Origin of the sequence: Photobacterium indicum (assembly GCF_003026215.1) — a bacterium.
In the GTDB taxonomy this organism is placed as follows: Bacteria; Pseudomonadota; Gammaproteobacteria; order Enterobacterales; family Vibrionaceae; genus Photobacterium; species Photobacterium indicum.
Genome location: NZ_PYOC01000003.1, coordinates 478221 through 498988, shown reverse-complemented (window position 1 = coordinate 498988; position 20768 = coordinate 478221). Strand labels below are relative to the sequence as shown.

At 43.0% G+C, this 20768-nt stretch carries 17 protein-coding genes; 10 read left to right on the top strand and 7 right to left on the bottom strand.

Features of this window, described 5'->3' with window-relative positions:
• Nucleotides 1-21 precede the first annotated feature (21 nt).
• The 6 genes from C9J47_RS12545 to hutC form a co-directional block, all read right to left on the bottom strand.
• On the bottom strand, nucleotides 22-888 hold the full coding sequence (locus C9J47_RS12545) for a fructosamine kinase family protein (protein ID WP_107253835.1): 867 nt from the start codon (nucleotides 886-888) through the stop codon (nucleotides 22-24).
• Nucleotides 889-1195: 307 nt separating this feature from the next.
• Entirely contained in the window at nucleotides 1196-2728 is a 1533-nt protein-coding gene (gene hutH, locus C9J47_RS12540) for a histidine ammonia-lyase (protein ID WP_107253834.1), read from the bottom strand.
• 24 nt (nucleotides 2729-2752) lie between these two features.
• Nucleotides 2753-4489 (bottom strand): urocanate hydratase, encoded by a 1737-nt coding sequence (gene hutU / locus C9J47_RS12535; RefSeq protein WP_107253833.1) that lies wholly within the window; start codon nucleotides 4487-4489, stop codon nucleotides 2753-2755.
• A 78-nt stretch (nucleotides 4490-4567) separates the two neighbouring features.
• Entirely contained in the window at nucleotides 4568-5653 is a 1086-nt protein-coding gene (locus tag C9J47_RS12530) for a formimidoylglutamase (RefSeq protein WP_107253832.1), read from the bottom strand.
• Entirely contained in the window at nucleotides 5643-6887 is a 1245-nt protein-coding gene (hutI, locus tag C9J47_RS12525) for an imidazolonepropionase (RefSeq protein WP_107253831.1), read from the bottom strand. The genes C9J47_RS12530 and hutI overlap by 11 nt, the downstream gene beginning before the upstream one ends.
• A gap of 405 nt (nucleotides 6888-7292) precedes the next feature.
• Nucleotides 7293-7997 (bottom strand): histidine utilization transcriptional repressor HutC, encoded by a 705-nt coding sequence (gene hutC / locus C9J47_RS12520; protein ID WP_107253830.1) that lies wholly within the window; start codon nucleotides 7995-7997, stop codon nucleotides 7293-7295.
• Nucleotides 7998-8476: 479 nt separating this feature from the next.
• Here hutC and yqfB point away from each other — a divergent pair, with 479 nt between their 5' ends.
• On the top strand, nucleotides 8477-8776 hold the full coding sequence (gene yqfB / locus C9J47_RS12515) for a N(4)-acetylcytidine aminohydrolase (protein ID WP_211321749.1): 300 nt from the start codon (nucleotides 8477-8479) through the stop codon (nucleotides 8774-8776).
• Nucleotides 8777-8847: 71 nt separating this feature from the next.
• Here yqfB and C9J47_RS12510 read toward each other — a convergent pair whose 3' ends face one another.
• Nucleotides 8848-10092, bottom strand: coding sequence for a leucine-rich repeat-containing protein kinase family protein (locus tag C9J47_RS12510; RefSeq protein ID WP_107253828.1), 1245 nt, complete (start codon nucleotides 10090-10092; stop codon nucleotides 8848-8850).
• A 329-nt stretch (nucleotides 10093-10421) separates the two neighbouring features.
• Here C9J47_RS12510 and thrS point away from each other — a divergent pair, with 329 nt between their 5' ends.
• The 9 genes from thrS to btuC all read left to right on the top strand — a co-directional run bounded on the left by thrS (nucleotide 10422) and on the right by btuC (nucleotide 20755).
• Complete coding sequence (gene thrS, locus C9J47_RS12505) at nucleotides 10422-12350, top strand: threonine--tRNA ligase (RefSeq protein WP_107253827.1); 1929 nt, start codon at nucleotides 10422-10424, stop codon at nucleotides 12348-12350.
• A 3-nt stretch (nucleotides 12351-12353) separates the two neighbouring features.
• Nucleotides 12354-12905, top strand: coding sequence for a translation initiation factor IF-3 (gene infC / locus C9J47_RS12500; protein ID WP_081450113.1), 552 nt, complete (start codon nucleotides 12354-12356; stop codon nucleotides 12903-12905).
• Nucleotides 12906-13000: 95 nt separating this feature from the next.
• A complete protein-coding gene (gene rpmI / locus C9J47_RS12495; RefSeq protein WP_006232269.1) occupies nucleotides 13001-13195 on the top strand; it encodes a 50S ribosomal protein L35 in 195 nt (64 codons plus the stop codon).
• A gap of 43 nt (nucleotides 13196-13238) precedes the next feature.
• The gene (gene rplT / locus C9J47_RS12490; protein ID WP_006232268.1) at nucleotides 13239-13592 is read left to right on the top strand and encodes a 50S ribosomal protein L20; all 354 of its coding nucleotides are present in this window, start codon (nucleotides 13239-13241) and stop codon (nucleotides 13590-13592) included.
• Between the two features lie 408 nt (nucleotides 13593-14000).
• The gene (gene pheS, locus C9J47_RS12485; RefSeq protein ID WP_107253896.1) at nucleotides 14001-14984 is read left to right on the top strand and encodes a phenylalanine--tRNA ligase subunit alpha; all 984 of its coding nucleotides are present in this window, start codon (nucleotides 14001-14003) and stop codon (nucleotides 14982-14984) included.
• Between the two features lie 17 nt (nucleotides 14985-15001).
• A complete protein-coding gene (gene pheT, locus C9J47_RS12480) occupies nucleotides 15002-17407 on the top strand; it encodes a phenylalanine--tRNA ligase subunit beta (protein ID WP_107253826.1) in 2406 nt (801 codons plus the stop codon).
• Nucleotides 17408-17928: 521 nt separating this feature from the next.
• A complete protein-coding gene (ihfA, locus tag C9J47_RS12475; RefSeq protein WP_006232263.1) occupies nucleotides 17929-18225 on the top strand; it encodes an integration host factor subunit alpha in 297 nt (98 codons plus the stop codon).
• 313 nt (nucleotides 18226-18538) lie between these two features.
• Nucleotides 18539-19606 (top strand): succinylglutamate desuccinylase, encoded by a 1068-nt coding sequence (locus C9J47_RS12470; RefSeq protein ID WP_107253825.1) that lies wholly within the window; start codon nucleotides 18539-18541, stop codon nucleotides 19604-19606.
• Nucleotides 19607-19762: 156 nt separating this feature from the next.
• Entirely contained in the window at nucleotides 19763-20755 is a 993-nt protein-coding gene (gene btuC / locus C9J47_RS12465; RefSeq protein ID WP_107253824.1) for a vitamin B12 ABC transporter permease BtuC, read from the top strand.
• Nucleotides 20756-20768 lie beyond the last annotated feature (13 nt).

Sequence of the window (20768 nt, the reverse complement as noted above, 5' to 3'; positions counted from 1 at the left end):
CACTGCATATGGTCAGATACACTATTTAGCGAGTTTTAGCTTTTCTATAATATGCTCTGCTTGGGCTAAGTACTCACCGCCGAATAGATTACAGTGATTTAAGATATGGTATAAATTATAAAGGTCACGGCGTTCTTGATATCCATCATCTAATGGGAAAACAGATTGATACCCTTCATAGAAACTGGCAGGGAAACCACCAAAGAGCTCTGTCATTGCGATATCACATTCTCTATCTCCCCAGTATGTCGCGGGGTCAAAAATGATAGGCCCTGTGACCGTCAGTGCTGAATTACCATGCCATAAATCGCCATGAAGCAAAGAGGGGGTTGGCTGGTGGTGCATCAATAACGAAATAACATTCCCCGTAATGGTATCGATATTCCCAAATTGAATCCCTTTTTCTTCACACAGTTGAAGTTGCCACGCTATACGCTGCTCAGCAAAGAATCGACACCAACGACGACGCCATTTATTAGGCTGCGGAGTAATACCGACATAATTATCAAAATCAAACCCGTATTCTGCTTGCTCTCCCCATTGGTGTAATTCAGCAAGCTGCTGACCAAGTTTGAAGGCAGATTCGTTATCGATGGTTTTGGTTGGTAAGTAATTTAGAACTAAGAACGACTTTTCACGACATGTTCCAAGGTGTAATAGTTGAGGTACTTGAACACAATTAGCCTCGTTTAGAATGCGTAAACTTTCGGCTTCACTTTTAAACATGGCAAGCTGTTCTTTATCATTCAGTTTGATAAAAAAGCGCTCATCACCATCACCGACGCAATAACATTGATTGACATCTCCGCCTTCGAGAGCCTCTCGTTCGCTGATTTTAAACGGTTTACCCAGTACATCTGATAGTTGGTGAGAAATGGCTTGCCACATAGCATCCTCCGTGTTGGAACAATACAATCAGTTAAACAGCTACTCACATTAATATGAATAGCGACGAATAATAGTAGTGTCTCATCAACATCTTAGACCATTTAAGGAAGATATAACCGTGCATTTATCAAGGTTTGAACTTTGTATGCAATATTCATTGCGTGAAAAAGCTTGTAAATCAACTTAGAAGAGAGGGGTATCAAAGGTGGGAAAAGGATTAAAATAGAAAATCGAACCTGACCATAATGCTACTGGTCAGGTTCGATTTATATCGTTTTACAACGCTTTTAATGATTACAACGCTACATTACAAGCTTGGGAGTAATGTAGCTGGCATTAATGCATTGTATGTCGCTTCTTTTAACAACTGGTTGGCTTTTGCGATGTCTGGTGCAAAGTAGCGATCTTTGTCGTAGAAAGAAACACGTTCACGTAATTGCATTTTTGCTTGTTCGATTAATTCAGAGCTCTTGTTAGGGCTTCTAAAATCAAGACCTTGTGCTGCCGCTAGTAATTCAACAGCCAGAATACCACGTGTATTTTCTGCCATATCGGTTAAGCGACGTGCTGCGTATGTAGCCATTGAAACGTGATCTTCTTGGTTCGCTGATGTTGGTAAGCTATCGACAGATGCAGGGTGAGCAAGCGACTTATTTTCGCTCGCTAATGCCGCAGCGGTAACTTGTGCAATCATAAAGCCAGAGTTAACTCCGCCATTATCCACTAAGAACGGTGGAAGCTTGCTTAATCCGCTATCGATCAATAGCGCCATACGACGCTCAGACAAGCTACCGATCTCGGCAATGGCAAGTGCAAGGTTATCTGCAGCCATCGCAACAGGTTCTGCATGGAAATTACCCCCCGAGATAATGTCGCCATCATCTGCAAAAACAAGTGGGTTATCAGATACTGCGTTTGCTTCGACTTCTAACGTGACAGCAGAATTACGAATTTGCTGTAAACAAGCCCCCATCACTTGTGGCTGACAACGTAGCGAGTAGGGGTCTTGCACTTTTTCACATTGTTGATGCGATAGACCAATTTCGCTGTTTTGGCCTAACATGTGACGGTAGCCCATTGCCGCGTCAATTTGACTACGATGACCACGAACACGGTGAATGCGAGGGTCGAATGGACGACGACTACCCAGTGCAGCATCAACAGACATTGCGCCACAAACTGTTGCTGCTGAGTATAAATCTTCAGCTGCAAAAAAGCCTTCTAGTGCAAATGCGGTTGAAGCCTGGGTGCCATTAAGCAGCGCTAACCCTTCTTTAGGGGCTAGGGTAATAGGCTCTAATCCTGCAATCTCAAGCGCTTGGGCACCAGTAATTACTTTGCCTTGGTATCGGGCTTCACCCTCGCCCAATAACACGGTACTCATATGTGCAAGAGGGGCAAGATCGCCAGAAGCACCCACAGAGCCCTTCTTCGGAATGCATGGATATACTTCAGTGTTAACCAATTGCATTAATGCATTAACAACCAATGGACGAATACCCGAGTAACCGCGTGAAAGGCTATTTACTTTTAATACTATCATCATTCGTACAGTGGCATCGTCCATGAACTCACCGATGCCTGCTGCGTGTGAAAGTACAATACTACGTTGCAGTGTTTCAAGATCTTCAGCGGCAATACGGGTGTTGGCAAGCAAACCAAACCCAGTATTAATGCCATAAACAACTTTGTCATCTTTGATAACTTGCGCAACCGCTTCTGCGCTGATGAGCATTTCAGGCAGTGCATCTTCCGTTAAAGATAATTGAGTAGGCTGACGGCTAACTTCACGAAGTTGTTTCAGCGATAGCTTGCCTGGAATAATTTCTAATTGGTACATGATTACTTTCTCGCTATCGGTTGTTTATTTAGAGTGAATGTTTTTTGAAAGACTGCTTTGCGAATGAGCGCTTTTTGTATTCACCATCGGAAGGTCTAAACCTTGCTCTTCGGCGCAGTTAATTGCGATATCGTAACCAGCATCGGCATGACGCATTACACCTGTTGCAGGATCATTGCGAAGAACACGTCCAACACGCTCGGCTGCATCGTCAGTGCCATCGCACACAATTACCATGCCTGAATGCTGTGAGAAGCCCATACCAACACCACCACCGTGATGAAGTGAAACCCACGTTGCCCCTGATGCCGTATTCAAAAGGGCATTCAACAACGGCCAATCAGATACGGCATCTGAACCGTCCATCATACCTTCTGTTTCACGGTTAGGGCTGGCAACAGAGCCTGAATCAAGATGATCTCGCCCGATAACAATAGGGGCTTTAAGCTCACCATTTTTGACCATTTCATTAAATGCCTTACCAAGGCGAGCACGATCTTTTAAACCAACCCAACAAATTCGTGCAGGTAAACCTTGGAATTGGATACGTTCACGTGCCATATCTAACCAATTATGCAGGTGCGGGTTGTCTGGAATCAGTTCTTTTACTTTTTGGTCGGTTTTATAGATATCTTCAGGGTCGCCAGAAAGCGCAGCCCAACGGAAAGGTCCAATTCCTTCACAGAACAACGGGCGAATATACGCCGGAACAAAGCCCGGGAAATCAAACGCGTTTTCAACCCCTTCTTCTAGTGCCATTTGACGAATATTATTGCCATAATCGACGGTGGCAGAACCGGCCTCTTGTAGCGCTAGCATTGCCTGAACTTGTACTGCCATTGATTGTTTTGCCGCTTTTACAACAACCGCCTCATCTTCAAGCCGCATTGCTGCAGCATGCTCCATCGACCAGCCTTGAGGTAGGTAACCGTTAAGCGGGTCATGCGCAGAGGTTTGGTCTGTGGTTACATCTGGTACAATGCCACGCTTAACGATGTCTGCATATACATCTGCGGCATTACCCAATAAGCCGACTGATACTGGCTTGCCGGTTTGCTTCGATTCTTCAATAATCGCTAAGGCTTCATCAAGGGTTGTTGCTTTGCAATCGACATAACCGGTACGTAAACGGTAGTCGATGCGTGACTCATCACATTCTACAGCCAGCATTGAAAAGCCCGCCATTGTTGCCGCTAGTGGCTGAGCACCACCCATACCGCCAAGTCCACCGGTAAGCACCCAGCGACCTTTTGCATCACCATCGAAATGTTGGCGAGCCATGGCAACGAATGTTTCGTAAGTACCTTGAACAATGCCTTGTGAGCCGATGTAGATCCAGCTACCCGCTGTCATCTGGCCGTACATCATCAAACCTTCTTTATCGAGCTCGTTGAAGTGCTCCCAGTTTGCCCAATGAGGTACAAGGTTTGAGTTGGCAATTAATACACGTGGTGCATTGGTGTGGGTTTTAAAGACGCCAACAGGTTTACCTGATTGCACCATCAAGGTTTCATCGTCTTCAAGACGCTTTAATACTTCAACAATCTTGTCATAACACTCCCAATTTCGTGCAGCGCGGCCAACGCCACCATATACAACCAATGCGTGAGGATGTTCAGCAACGTCAGGGTGCAAGTTATTCATTAACATGCGAAGTGGGGCTTCTGTTAGCCATGATTTCGCATTTAATTGCGTACCAGTAGGGGCAATAATTGTGCGTGATTCATCCAGACGAGGGTTTGGAATTGTTGATTGTGTCATGTAGCTCTCCTTGCTGTGCTATTCGTCTTAGTGGTTATATCGTTCACTGTTATTTAAAGTAAATAAGCGATAGCGGGTTTAACGAATGGCACGGGCTATTGTCCAGGTCAGTCTTGCTGCTAACCGTGCAGTTTGGTTATCAATATCAAAACGAGGGTTATATTCTGCTAAATCAGCGACAAGTAACTTTGAATCACCTTGCTCTGTTTTAGCCGTTAAAATGGGTTCCATTAACTGTTCAATTATTTCTAACGATACGCCACGAGCCGCAGGTGCACTTACACCGGGTGCGACACAGGCTGGAAAAACATCTAAGTCAATCGTGAGGTATAAATAGTCGCATTCAGCAATAAATGTATTGAGTGCCGCTTGGGTTTGTTCGATGGTTCGGTGTGTTAATTCCGTATCATCTCGGTACAGCACTCCAAGTCGATCGGCTTTTTCATATAATGCTTGTGTGTTACTGCCACGGTTTAAACCAAGACAAGCGTAATTAAATGGCCAGTGTTGTAATTCGCAAAAACGAGCGATTTGATGGAATGGTGTGCCAGAGCTGCCTGCACTCGCTTGTGGACCAGATGGTGGATTACGTAAATCAAAATGCGCATCAAAGTTGATAATACCAATGCGAGGTGCGGGTATCTCAGTACTTTCCACATTCGGATTTTCATTATTCATATCAAGTGGCGCTTGAATACTGTTTGTTGCTTCTTGCTTTTGTTGCAAGTAAGCACCAATACCCTGAAATGTTCCCCATGCCATTTCATGACCACCGCCAAAGACAATCACTTTATGTTTTTGACGTAAAGCAAGACAGACATCTTCACCTAAGCGATGTTGAGCTAATTCTAAGTTACCGTCATCGCAGCTGATATCTCCAGCGTCATAAACGGGCTCTTGATGGTGCCAAGCTAAATTTGCCAGTGTGCGGCGGATTGCAATAGGGGCACCGTAAGCACCTGTGCGGCCTTTATTACGAGCGACACCAGCATCACAGGCGAAGCCCAGCAACATAATGCCTTCTTCATTGGCTTGATCGGCAGGTAGCACTTTTTGGTGCCATCGCATGCCCAGTTCGCCATCTTCAGGGTCGGTACGCCCTTGCCAAGCACTCATGTTGATTGTGTTTGAAAGAGTTGCGTTTGAAAATCGGTTATTTGGCATCGAAAATCTCTCCATCCACAATGCGTGCAATAAGATCGGGCACACCTAGTCGGTAAGATAACTCTGCGGGTGTATCAATGTCCCAAAGTGCGAGATCTGCTTCCATGCCAACACTGATTTTCCCGCGTGATGCTTCCAGCCCTAACGCTTGAGCAGCGTTGCAGGTTACACCTCGTAAACATTCTTCGGGCGTAAGTCGGAAGAATGTACATGCCATATTCATCATGGTACGGAGCGAAGCGATAGGAGATGTTCCCGGATTAAAGTCGGTTGAAATTGCCATAGGAACCTGCAATTTACGTAAATGTTCGATGGGTGGACGTTGCGTTTCACGCAAGAAATAATAAGCCCCAGGTAATAAGGTTGCGACAGTATCATTCGCAGCAAGTGCAGCCACGCCATCGTGGTCGAGGTGTTCAATATGATCGACAGAAGTGGCCCCCATTCTTGCCGCAAGTGCACTACCACCTAAGTTGGATAACTGTTCAGTATGGCCTTTAATACCCAGTCCGTAGTCTTTGGCTGTTTCAAATACACGCTGGCATTGCTGAGTAGAGAACCCAATGCCTTCGCAGAAAACATCAACATAATCTGCGAGCCCTTGTTCTACTGCCGCAGGAATAATGTGTTGGCAAACATAGTCAATATAATCATCAGCACGGTTTTTATATTCAGGTGGCACTGCGTGAGCGGCTAAAAGCGTAGTCGAAACCTTAATATCCGACATATCTCCAATGCGTCGAGCCACACGAAGCATTTTTAATTCATCATCTAGTGTTAAACCATAACCTGATTTGATTTCAATGGTTGTGACGCCGTCACGTTTAAGCCCATCTAACCGTTTGATCGCGAGTTGGTAGAGTTCATCTTCTGTTGCTTCACGGGTCGCTTGAACGGTAGAGACAATACCGCCGCCTCGCTTGGCAATTTCTTCGTAAGGCATACCGTTGAGGCGTTGTTCAAACTCGTTTGCTCGATTCCCTGCAAAGATAAGGTGGGTGTGGCAATCAATTAAGCCTGGGGTTACTAATGCATTACCACAATCAATTACATCAGGATGACCATGCAGGTCGTTATGACATGCCAGAGGACTATCAGATGCAGAGCCGACAAACATGATCTTTCCGTTTGTTATTCCAACCATGCCATCTTCGATGATCTGATAGCCGTTATTATTGGCTGATGTCTCTGACGACAGGGTGACTAATCTAAGATTGGTAAGCACTCGTTCCATTTATAATCCGCTTCTTTGATTGTGTACAAGATACAAAAGCAATATGTATATACAAATAAATAGGCGATTTTGAGGTGAAACTCAAGATGTAATGTAAAGAAGTTGTGATCAATGTTGTAATTATTAACTGACAGTAACTAAAAAGTTAGAGAGTGATCAGTTGGCAAAGCGGTTTAACAGAAGAAGTAAATACCATTCTGGATAAGTATCTGGTCAGATAATTGCGCAGGGAAAAGTGATAATAGCAAGGAAGAAATTGAAGTAACTAGTGGCTCTAATTATAAAGTTTCTAACGCAGTTATAAGCAATTTTAACCAGTAAGGATGATCAGATACTTGTCTTGATTGGTATCAGTAGCTCCAACAGCGACCATTTTACCTTGTCACAAATTAGAGCGAATACAGATTACACCTTAGTGCGAGAACTCAACTTATATTTATTACCTGGGTGATATAACAATGCAGTGCTAATCAAATTTTTGTCGCTCCACGTACGACGATTAAGCAATAAACAAGGCTCACCTTCGTTCATTTCAAGTAAAGATATAATACGACCAATGGGAATAATAGCTTCAACGGTATGTTCGATATCACTAAGAGGGCAGGTTTGAACCAAGTATTCATTGGGTGTTTGTGCTGTAAAATCTTGATCGAGATATTGAGGGGCAAAATCGGGGTTAACCCAGCGTTCTTCAAGCTGAATAGGTACACCATTTTCATAATGTACTATTTGTGTAAAGTAAATCATTGTGCCGTTTCTTACGCCGATACGTAAAGCGACGTCGTCTTTTGCTTCTACACTATTTTGGCTTATTACTTGGCTTGAATAGTCATGGCCACGGTTACGCACCTCATCGGCAATATTTCGAATTTCCATTAATGGTGATTCAGCTTTTTTATGACAAACAAACGTGCCTAATCTTGGCGTACGTTTTAATAAACCATCACCCACCAGATCGCGGATCGCTTTATTTGCCGTCATTCGGCTTACTGAAAATTGCTCTGATAGCTCAATTTCAGTCGGTATTTTAAAACCCGGCGGCCAAGTTCTTGTTTGGATTTTATCATTTAAATACTGTTTGATTTGCAAATAACGAGGAGATTGAGCCATGAGTGTTATTCCATAATTGCCTATACAAATAAAAGCAATTTTATCGCGGTATTTCAAGTAAATATTTTGTATTAGTTATTTTATATGTAGGACTACAGATAAGAACGGGTAGAATAAGTATCAAACAAGAGTAGCTGTATACCCAAGTTACCTCAAGATGCTCGTTTCAGCGAGAATTTGTTGGGCTCTAGGCAAGGCACTTATTTATAGACCTCGTTCTATGTTGAAAATAAGTAACACCGCATAGAGCCCAACAAAACTCGCCCTTTGGGAGTGATTCAGCGTATCTACTTCTGTGTCAAATGTGTTTGAAAGGGAATGCCATTCCTACACACATTTTCCTTGAATTAAATACGCTGAGATCACTCTGAATCCTGCATCTTGAGGTAGCTTGGGTATATAATGTGTGTTACTAGTAATGGCCTCTAACGGCGATATGTAATTATGAGTAAAAAATGACAACGACTATTCCAACTAAAATGACATTTTTCGCACGTTTTGAAAGTGATATTTTATCAAGTAAGAAAACAATAACAATTCGTGACGAATCTGAACGTTACTATGTACCGGGCACAATGGTAAAAGTATCAACGCTTGAAGAAGGGCGTGAATTTTGTGAGTTAGAAATTTTATCGGTTGAGCCAATTTTGTTTGATGAACTGACCCAATTCCATGCCGATCAAGAAAATATGACCTTGCCAGTTTTAAAGGATGTTATTCAAGATATTTATCCTGGCATCAAACAGCTTTATGTCGTGTCTTATAAGCTAGTTGCTTAATTCTTAATAAATTGCGGTATAAGATTACTGGAAGTAAGTATGTCGACTTACTTCCAGATGTTATCTTTTCTTTAGTGGCTTAATTTCTGTTTTAGTAGATCAAACGTTTTCTCATCTCTATTATCTTCAGCACAAATACTTAACAGATCATCAATAAAATGACACAGTGCACGGTGTTCAATCTGCTTGATACATGCTTGCTGCGCTTCAGTTAGCATGTGATACATGCTCGCAGCCCCGAAATCGCCAAAAATGATATTCGCTTCTTCATCAAACAGGGTGTTGTGCGCGTATAAGTCGCCATGACAGACCTGATTTGAATGTAAATGAACAAAAACCTCTTCCATCTGCTTAACGATTTTATCGATGTGTTCAACCGACAAAGTGAAGTCTGGTGAAAAAGTATCGCGGGTACAGCTATTAAAGCAGGGTGGTAGCCCTAAATTGCGGAAGTGAGAAGGGATTAAATTCATGATTAAGGCTAAATAACCGTCTTCATTCACTTGTGCCAAAGACTGCACGACATTGGGGTGGTTACCGACTTTTAAGCAGGCTTGTAATTCATCATCAGGATAACCATCGCTTGTTACTTCGCCTTTAAACACTTTAACGGCAATATCTTCAGGGAAGTCTGTTTGTTTTTTATTATTCCACGTCGCTTTAGAAATAACGCCTGATGCGCCTTGCCCTAAAACGTCTTGTAAGCTGAAGCTGGAAGATGGCAATACAGGTACTGATTGAATTGCGCTATTTGTTTGGCTAAACGGATTACCTGCAAAGGCAAACCAAGCAAGCTTAGGCAATGAAAGCAGCTGCTCTGGGCATTCAGTTAGCTGATTAGCAGAAATGCGTACTAATTCTAGGTTGTCTAATTGCGACATTGACAGAGGTAGATGTGTTAAACAGTTACCTGCTAATGCCAACTTTTGTAGGCGTGGGCGTTCACCTAACGAATTCGGTAACGTTTTGATCTGGTTATCAGTCAAAATAAGCCAGCGTAGTTGAGTCGGTAAAGACTGCTCTGGCACTGAATGTATTTTATTTGCCTTAAAGCCGACCATTTCTAAATGCGGTAGTTGACCGAGCACTTCAGGCAGTACTTCAAATTGGTTATTTGAGGCAAAGAGAATTTTAAGCTTCTTAAGTTGTACTAATTCTAGCGGTAAAGAAGTTAATTGGTTGTTGGATAAATCAAGGATTTCTAAGCTATCAGCCAGAGATAAAATTTCCAGTGGGAATGACGTTAAATTTTCTGATAATTTTAAACGTTGAATACCGGCTAGTTCGCCAGATTTTAGCTGAGAAAGTGTATGCAAAATGATGAATCCATGATGAGAGTGATATAAAACAGCCAAATAGTTTACAAGAAAGTTTAAGTAAAAGGAAAAGGGAAGAATCTGAGATAACGACACAAGATATGTTCAATTAGAAACTAATTAAGCGCATTAAATAATAAATATGTCTGTAGCTTTGCATTGTCCCGTAGGCGTTTGTTATAGTTGCGCCTTCGTTTGTAACCCCGAGTGCTGCTCAGTATTGCGGAGCCGGCTTGCAAACTTTCGAAATTTTCATCAAAGCTTCTCTAAGCTTTATTTAATTCAACATGTGCTACTTGGTATGTGGCACCACTGTGAAGGACATTTTAATGCCTGTAATTACTCTTCCTGACGGTAGTCAACGTCAATTCGATAACGCTGTTTCAACTATGGATGTTGCTGCTGACATCGGTCCTGGTCTTGCGAAAGCATGTATCGCTGGCCGTGTTAATGGCGAACGTGTTGATGCGTGCGATTTAATTGAAAACGATGCAAGCCTAGCAATCATCACAGCTAAAGACGACGACGGTCTGGAAATTATCCGTCACTCTTGTGCTCACCTACTAGGTCATGCAATCAAGCAACTTTATCCTGAAGCTAAAATGGCGATTGGTCCAACGATCGACAATGGTTTCTATTACGATATCGACCTTGAGCAATCTTTAACACAAGACGACGTTGATGCGATTGAAAAGCGCATGAAAGAGCTTGTGAAAACAAAGTATGCCGTTGTTAAGAAGAAAGTAAGCTGGCAGGAAGCGCGTGATGCATTTGAAGCGCGTGGCGAGACTTACAAAATTGAAATCCTAGACGAGAACGTTTCTCGCGATGATCGTCCAGGTCTATACCACCACGAAGAATACATTGATATGTGTCGTGGTCCTCACGTTCCTAACATGAGCTTCTGTCAGCACTTTAAATTGTTAAGTGTTGCTGGTGCTTACTGGCGTGGTAACAGTGACAATAAGATGCTGCAACGTATCTACGGTACTGCTTTCCAAGATAAGAAGTTGCTAAAAGCGCACCTTACTCGTCTAGAAGAAGCATCAAAGCGTGACCACCGTAAGATTGGTAAACATCTTGATCTGTTCCACATGCAGCAAGAAGCACCGGGTATGGTTTTCTGGCATCACAATGGCTGGACAATCTTCCGTGAGCTAGAAGTGTTTATTCGTGAAAAGCTAACAGAATATGAGTACCAAGAAGTGAAAGGTCCATTAATGATGGATCGCGTTCTTTGGGAACGTTCTGGTCACTGGGACAAATACGCTGAAGCAATGTTCACAACAAGTTCAGAGAACCGTGAATACGCTATCAAGCCAATGAACTGCCCAGGCCACGTACAAATCTTTAACCAAGGTTTGAAATCATACCGTGACTTACCATTACGTATGGCTGAGTTTGGTGCATGTCACCGTAATGAGCCATCTGGTGCTCTTCATGGCATAATGCGCGTTCGTGGATTTACTCAAGATGATGCGCACGTTTTTTGTACTGAAAACCAAGTGCAACAAGAAGTTACTTCTTGTATTAAAATGGTGTATGATACGTACCAGACATTTGGCTTCGACAACATTGTTGTTAAGCTTTCTACTCGTCCTGAAAAACGAGTAGGCTCTGATGAAATGTGGGATAAAGCTGAATCTGACCTAACAGTCGCACTTGAATCAATGGGTATTCCATTTGAAATTCAAGAAGGCGAAGGTGCATTCTACGGTCCTAAGATCGAGTTCACACTCCATGACTGTCTAGATCGTGCATGGCAGTGTGGTACTGTTCAGCTTGATTTTGCATTACCTGAGCGTTTAGGTGCAACATATGTGGGTGAAGACAACGAACGTCATACCCCAGTTATGATTCACCGTGCTATTCTTGGTTCTCTAGAGCGTTTTATCGGTATTCTTATCGAAGAATATGCGGGCTTCTTCCCAACTTGGTTGGCGCCTCAGCAAGCTGTAGTGATGAATATTACTGACAGTCAGTCAGAATATGCACAAGAAATAGTAAAAAAATTGCAAAAATGTGGAATTAGAGTCAATGCGGACTTGAGAAATGAGAAGATTGGCTTTAAAATCCGCGAACATACTTTGAAGCGAGTGCCTTACATGCTTGTCTGTGGCGACAAAGAAGTCGAAGCAGGCGAAATAGCAGTTCGTACTCGCAAGGGTAAAGATTTGGGTAAACTTAAGATTGATGAACTTGTTGCATTCTTGCAGCAAGAAATTAGCAGTCGCAAGCTCAATGTTTTGGAGGACTAAGGTATTAAAGGCGGAAAAAGAACTCAAGCACCAGTTAAACAAAATGCACACCGTTTAAACGGTGAAATTCACGGCGTTAGTGAAGTTCGTTTAACAGGTATAGATGGCGAGTCCATCGGTGTTGTATCTTTTGAAGAAGCAACTCGCATTGCAAATGATGCAGGTGTGGATTTAGTTGAAATCAGCCCAAATGCCGAGCCACCAGTTTGTCGCGTGATGGACTATGGCAAGTACCTGTTCGAAAAGAGCAAGGCTGCTAAAGAGCAAAAGAAAAAACAGAAACAAATCCAGATCAAGGAAGTTAAATTCCGACCTGGTACAGACGAAGGCGACTATCAGGTAAAACTACGCAACCTGATTCGCTTTTTAGAAGAGGGCAACAAGGGTAAAGTCACACTACGTTTCCGTGGTCGTGAAATGGCCCATCAGAATCTTGGTATTGATCTTTTGAATCGTATTAAGGCAGAACTTGAAGACCTAGCGGTCTGCGAGAGCTTCCCACATCGAGTTGAAGGTCGCCAAATGACTATGATGCTTGCTCCAAAAAAGAAGTAATTACGGCATTAAAGTAGCTAAAAGCGCTGCTCCGGCAGGGCTTTTGTTCGCCTGATTACTATGATTATTAACTATCAACAATGCGGAGTCTCATCATGCCTAAGATGAAATCCAACAAGGGCGCTTCTAAGCGCTTTAAGAAAACTGCTGGTGGCTTTAAGTTTAAGCACGCTACAAAACGTCACATCCTGACTAAACGTACTACTAAGAACAAACGTCAGCTTCGTCCAAATGCAATCCTTCCTAAGTGTGAAGTGGCTGCAGTTGCTCGTATGCTTCCGTTCGCTTAATCGTTTTTAGTTTTATATTTTATTAATTAGTTAGGAGTCTCCTATGCCTCGCGTAAAACGTGGTGTACAAGCGCGTGCACGTCACAAGAAAGTTCTTAAACAAGCTAAAGGTTATTACGGAGCACGTTCACGTGTTTACCGCGTAGCTTTCCAAGCTGTTACTAAAGCTGGTCAATATGCTTACCGTGACCGTCGTCAGAAGAAACGTACTTTCCGTGCTCTTTGGATTGCTCGTATCAACGCTGCTGCACGTCAAAATGGTATGTCTTACAGCCGTCTAATCAACGGTCTTAAGAAAGCGTCTATCGAAATCGATCGTAAGATCCTTGCTGATATCGCTGTATTTGACAAAGCTACTTTCACAGTACTTGTTGAAAAAGCAAAAGCTGCACTGTAATACAGTTTAGTTTTAAGTGAAAAGGAGAGCCTCGGCTCTCCTTTTTTCGTTTCATCTAACGAATACTTTCCAAACACTCGCCTATCTTTAAACTGCAAACGAACAATCTTTATCGTATCCAATTTCAGTAATTGTGGTGTCTTTAACTCGAAAACTTTTCAGTCTTGAATATAGTGAGATAAAAGGTGTGCATCTTTGACACTTGTTAATCGCATCATTGGATTCCTGTTTAGTGATGAGATGCTTATGTTATTTAAGATAAGTGCACTGAAAGCAGACTTTTTTTCACACAATACCGCCTTTTTATTGCGATTCAGTTTGGATTTAGACGCGTGTTTCTTTAGTATGTATCGTTACGCGAATTTATATCTCCCTTATGGACGCCACCTGTGGGTGGATGAGGAAATGATGCAACAACTAGACGAGATCCTAGCCAACGCAACGACAGCTATTGAAACAGCTGATTCGTTAGTCGCACTTGATGAAGTGCGTGTTCAGTACTTAGGTAAAAAAGGCGAATTAACGTCGCAATTACAAAGCCTAGGTAAATTACCACCGGAAGAGCGTCGTACTGCTGGTCAAGAGATCAACAAAGCGAAAGGCGTCGTTCAACAAACGATCTCAGCACGTAAAGATGCACTTCAACGTGCAGAGCTTGAAACAAAGCTAGCTGCAGAGACTATCGATGTGAGCCTTCCTGGCCGTCGTATCGAAAACGGTGGTCTTCACCCTGTTACTCGTACAGTTGAGCGCATTGAACAGTTCTTCGGTGAGCTTGGTTTTAGCACTGAGTCTGGTCCTGAAATTGAAGATGCATTCCATAACTTTGATGCATTGAATATTGCAGACGATCACCCAGCTCGTACTGATCACGATACGTTCTTCTTCAACCCTGATTTGATGCTGCGTACGCACACTTCTGGTGTACAGATCCGTACTATGGAACATGGTAAGCCACCATTCCGTTTCATTGCACCTGGTCGTGTATACCGTAACGATTACGATCAAACGCATACGCCAATGTTCCACCAAGTGGAAGGTATGCTAGTAGATGAAAACGTTAACTTTGCGCAACTTAAAGGTATTTTGAACGAATTCTTATGTAATTTCTTCGAAGAAGAAGTTGAAGTTCGTTTCCGTCCTTCTTTCTTCCCGTTTACAGAGCCTTCTGCTGAAGTAGACGTGAAGCGCAAAGATGGAAAATGGTTAGAAGTTTTAGGTTGTGGCATGGTTCACCCTAATGTACTTCGTTCTGTTGGTATTGATCCTGAGAAATACTCTGGTTTTGCATTCGGTATGGGTGTTGAGCGTCTAACAATGCTTCGTTACGGCGTTAATGACCTTCGTTCGTTCTTCGAGAACGACCTTCGTTTCCTTAAGCAATTCAAGTAAGTCAGGAGAAGTACAATATGAAATTCAGTGAATCTTGGCTACGCGAGTGGGTTAAGCCTGCTATTAACAGCGAAGAACTAGCTCACCAAATCACAATGGCTGGTTTGGAAGTTGATGAAGTTGCTCCCGTTGCGGGTGAGTTTACCGGCGTTAAAGTGGGTAAAGTTGTTGAGTGCGGTCAGCATCCGGATGCTGACAAACTTCAAGTAACAAAAATTGATATCGGTGAAGAAGAGCTTTTAGACATCGTATGTGGTGCATCTAACTGTCGTCTTGGCCTTACTGTTGCTGTCGCAACGGTAGGTGCTGTTCTTCCTGGTAACTTTAAAATCAAGAAAGCAAAGCTACGTGGTGTTCCTTCTCACGGTATGCTTTGTTCTTTCTCTGAGCTAGGTATCGATGTTGAGTCTGACGGTATCCTTGAGCTACCAGAAGGTACAGCTTTAGGCATGGACGTTCGTGAGCTTTTAGAGCTTAACGACGTTGCTATCGACGTAGATCTAACGGCTAACCGTGCTGACTGCTTCAGCATTCGTGGCTTAGCTCGTGAAGTTGGTGTTCTAAACCGTGCTGACGTAACAGAGCCTGTTATCGACGCGGTTGCTCCAAGTATTGACGATACAGTATCCGTTGAAATTAAAGCGACTGATGCTTGTCCACGTTACCTTGGCCGTGTGGTTAAGAATGTAAACGTGAAAGCGGAATCTCCAATTTGGATGCAAGAAAAATTGCGTCGTTGTGGTATCCGTTCAATCGACCCGATTGTTGACATTACGAACTTCGTAATGCTTGAGCAAGGTCAGCCAATGCACGCATTTGATCTTTCTAAGATTGACGGTGGCATTGTGGTTCGCCTAGCTGAGCAAGGCGAAAAACTGACACTTCTTGATGGCAACGAAGCTGAGCTAAACAACAAAACATTAGTTATTGCTGACCATACCAAAGCACTAGCAATTGCTGGTATCTTTGGTGGTAAAGACTCAGGTGTAACGACTGAAACTACAGACGTACTGCTTGAAGCGGCATTCTTCGCACCTGATCACATTCGTGGTCGTGCTCGTGCATACGGCCTTCACACTGACTCTTCTCTACGTTTTGAGCGTGGTGTAGATTCAACGCTACAAGCAGCAGCAATGGAGCGCGCTACGCAGCTTCTAGTTGAAATCTGCGGTGGTGAAGTAGCACCTGTTAATGGTAGCGAGTCTGAAGCTGATCTGCCTAAAGCAAACGTTGTTGCATTACGTCGCACTAAGCTAGATAGCTTGCTAGGCCACGAAATCCCATCTGAAGATGTGGTTGAGATCCTAACTCGTCTAGGTTGTAACGTTTCTGTTGTCGAAGATTCGAAGACAACAGACGCAGGTTGGACAGCAACATCTCCAGCATGGCGTTTTGATATCGCAATAGAGCAAGACCTAATCGAAGAAGTAGGTCGCATCTACGGTTACGATAACATTCCTAACCAAGCGCCAGTAGCTGCACTTAAGATGAATGATCATAAAGAAGCAAACCAACCGCTTAAGCGTGTTCGTGATCTTCTTGTTGACCGTGGTTACCACGAAGCAATTACGTACAGCTTCGTAGAGCCAGAACAGCAGAAATTGGTTGTTCCAGGTGTTGAGCCGCTAATCCTGCCATTCCCAATTTCTGCGGACATGTCAGCAATGCGTCTTGGCCTAATTCAAGGTCTACTCAATACGGTTGTTCACAACCAAAAGCGTCAGCAATCTCGTGTTCGTTTATTCGAATCAGGTTTACGTTTCATTCCTGAAGCAAGTGCTGAAAATGGCATGCGTCAAGAGATGATGCTAGCGGGTGTTATCGCTGGAACTCGCGGTGAAGAACACTGGGATATCGACACTAATACTGTTGATTTCTTCGATCTTAAAGGTGACCTAGAAGCAGTTCTTGAGCTTTCAGCGAACGAAATTGCATACAGTTTCAAATCTGCTAATCACCCAGCACTTCACCCAGGTCAAACTGCGGCTATCGTAGTAGACGGCAAAGAAGTGGGTATCATTGGTACTGTTCACCCAGAACTAGAGCGTAAGTTTGGTCTTAACGGCCGTACTATCGTATTCGAAATTGAGTGGGCAGCAATTAATACTCGCGTTCTTCCAGAAGCTGTCGCTGTATCTAAGTTCCCTGCTAACCGTCGTGATATTGCGGTTGTTGTTGATGAGGCTGCGGCTTCTGGCGACATCGTAGAAGCATGTATCGCTGCGGGCGGTGAGTTCTTAACTGACGCTAAACTGTTTGATGTTTACGTTGGTAAAGGTGTTGAGGAAGGCAAGAAGAGCCTTGCTATTGCATTGAGCCTTCAGTCAGTTGAACGTACGCTTGAAGATGCGGATATTTCAGGTGCAGTAGACAGTATTGTTGCTGTGCTTGCTGAACGTTTTGGTGCTAGTCTACGTGACTAGAGTTAACGCTCTATGAACAATCGGCTTTTAACCTGAACAAAGAAAGTGAGAGACAGTGCACATTTAAGTCATTGTTTTAAGAAAGCAGCCCTAAAAGGCTGCTTTTTTTTTGTCTAAATAGAAAACTTTCTAACATTTTGATTGATAGTGATATTTTCTCCTAGGTATTATTATCTTGGTTTTTTATTCTATATCTGATTGTTTTTGTAGGGTTTATTGTTGGTAGTATTAAATGTGACACACAACAAGGTGCATTTAAATGTCTACTTTACAGAGCAAATAATCAATAAATTGACATGAAGTTAACTTAAAAAAGTTGGCGAAAATCAGCAAGTTGGCTTAAACTTGACTCTAGTTGAGGAGAGCGCTTGAAACGCCACTTGAATTACATATTGATTCATTGGTATGAACGTTTCCCCTTAGCAAAACTTATTCGCAGTGACACAAGTGATTCATCGTTAGAACCTTTAACTTTGAATTGTGTGCACTACCCATTCAGCATAGTCTTGAGGGAGTTATCTATGGCGCTCACAAAAGCCGATTTGGCTGAGGACCTGTTTGAGAATGTTGGATTAAGCAAGCGGGACGCCAAGGATACGGTGGAAGTCTTTTTTGAAGAAATCAGAAAGGCTCTAGAAAATGGCGAGCAAGTAAAATTATCAGGTTTCGGTAATTTTGATTTGCGCGACAAAAATGAACGCCCCGGCCGAAATCCAAAAACGGGTGAAGATATTCCTATCTCTGCACGTCGTGTCGTTACTTTTCGTCCAGGTCAAAAATTAAAAGCTCGCGTTGAAAGCATAGAAATCGAAAAATAAGAGTTTTTAGTTTTACTGCTTAATACATAATAACGAACCCAAGCGGAATGTGAAGATTCGCTTGGGTTTTCTTTTATCGAATACCCTATATAAATCCCCCAATCTATAATCAAGATACCTGCCTAGACTTCTTCAACGTCATCGAATTATTACTTTTATTTAGCTTTGCGATATATTGCCAAAACATTTAAGTTACAACTATGTAACTAGCTTGTATAGTAAATGCAGTTTCATTCACTGTGTTTAGCGTTAATTCATGCTTAGAAAAACACCGTGGATGTACGCCAGTTATACATAAACACGGAGGTTATAAATGGCATCGCTACAATCAGTAAAAGAGGGCGGCTTTTTAACGGCTACATTGGATTTAGCATTACCCTTCGAGGCTGGTAAATGGGCGCTTGAATCAGGGGTGGAATTTGACTTATCTCACCGTGGTATTTTAACGATTACTCCGCCAAAAGTGAGTGCATTAACGAAAGACATTATCGTTTCTGCTGGTGTTCACGGGGATGAGACTGGGCCTATAGAATTAGTTCAGGAAATGGCTCAAAGCCTGTTGCAGGGTAAGTTAGTGCCCGCTCATCGGTTACTGCTTATTATTGGGCATCCTCAAGCTATTAATGTACATACGCGTTTCATCGAAGAAAATATGAATCGTCTTTTTGCCGAAAGGAATGATGAGACGAATATTGACCGTATTAATGCGAACCAATTGCAGTATGCTGTCGATGATTTTTATCAAAAATCGCCTCTGTTAACCCTTCATCATGATCAGGCATTACCCGATCGTTGGCATTTAGACCTTCATTGCGCAATTCGTGATTCAGTTCATTATACCTTTGCTGTAAGTCCGTATAGTGAAAAAACCACTCGAAGTGGTGCTTTGTTTTCATTCTTACAACAAGCAGAGATAGAAGCCATTTTGTTGTCTAGCGCACCATCGCCAACGTTCAGTTGGTATAGTGCTGAAAATTATGGCGCTCAAGGCTTAACGATGGAACTGGGTAAGGTGGCACGCTTAGGTGAGAATGATCTAACTCGCTTAGCGCCTTTTGCAGAAATGATGCAGCAACTTATCTGCAGCGATACGTTAGACGTTAGTTGGGATGATTCAGCAACAAATGTCTATCGCGTAACACGTAGCTTGGCGAAAAAGTCTGACGATTTCTCGTTTACTTTTCCTTCTAATCAGGCGAACTTCACCTTCTTCGAGCATGGCAAACTGTTAGCTCAAGATTGCGGGGTCGAATATTATTCATTAGAAGGTGGCGAAGCGGTTGTATTCCCTAATCCGAATGTGGCACTAGGGCAACGAGCTTGTTTATTGGTACAACAAACGGACGTGAAGTTTGGCGAGCAAGTGACTGTTGCTAAGTGAATCAATTCAGCTTTTTGGGTTATTTGATTTTTCTTGATGAAAGATAACGGAAAATGAGTGCGATTTGACTTAAAGGAGACTGTTTAATCACGGTCTTCTTTCCATTTCGGAACTGAAAAGGTATTGTTAGCGCAGTATTTCCTATCCATTCAGCCGATGCTTTTAAACGACCTAATTCAACGTCAACAAACTCGCTGGAAAGCCAGTTTCTTGGTTGTTTCCATTTTAATGGTGGCAACGTGTATTTTATCACTCTCTATTGGTGAGATGTGGATATTGCCATGGTCACCAGATGGCGCACTAGAGCAGCAACTGCTTACTCAGCTTCGTATGCCACGCTTAATTGCGGCATTGGCTATTGGTGCTTCTTTGGCTGCGTCTGGTGCGGTATTGCAGGTGCTACTGGGCAACCCTTTGGCTGAACCTGGTGTATTGGGCATTTCGGGAGGGGCAAGTCTAGCGTTAGTCATTCTACTGTTTGCATTGCCTTTTGTTCCTACACCGTTTCTCACAATGTTAGCGGCCATGTTAGGCGCCCTTATTTTTACTCTGATATTAGTCGGACTTTCTCGGCGTAGAAAAGTATCGACCGCACGCTTATTACTTATAGGTGTGGCGCTGGGCATTTTATCGGGTTCAGTCGTCACGTGGGCATTTTACTTTAGTGATGATTTAAACTTGCGCCAGTTAATGTACTGGTTAATGGGTAGCGTGGGTGGGGTAAGCTGGCAGCAACTTTCAGTCTTGCTTTTTGTTGTACCAGTTTTAGTCTGGTTATGTTTACAAGGTAAGAAACTCGACCTACTGATGCTGGGTGAAATTCAAGCCAAGCAACTTGGCTTAGATGTAGCAGCGTTACGCTGGCGATTTATCTTAATTGTATCGCTGTTAGTGGGAGCATCTGTTGCGCTAGGCGGTGTGATCGGTTTTGTTGGTTTGGTTATTCCACATCTATTACGCATGAGCTTGGGTGCTGAAAATCGCTACTTATTACCATTGTCTGCTTTATGCGGTGGATTGTTATTAGCATTGGCCGATACCTTATCTCGTGTCATTCTACCGTCTGCTGAATTGCCCGTAGGGGTGGTTACAACGACGATTGGTGCCCCCATTTTTGTGTGGATGCTACTGCGTTCACATGTTGATTAACAAGATAGATACG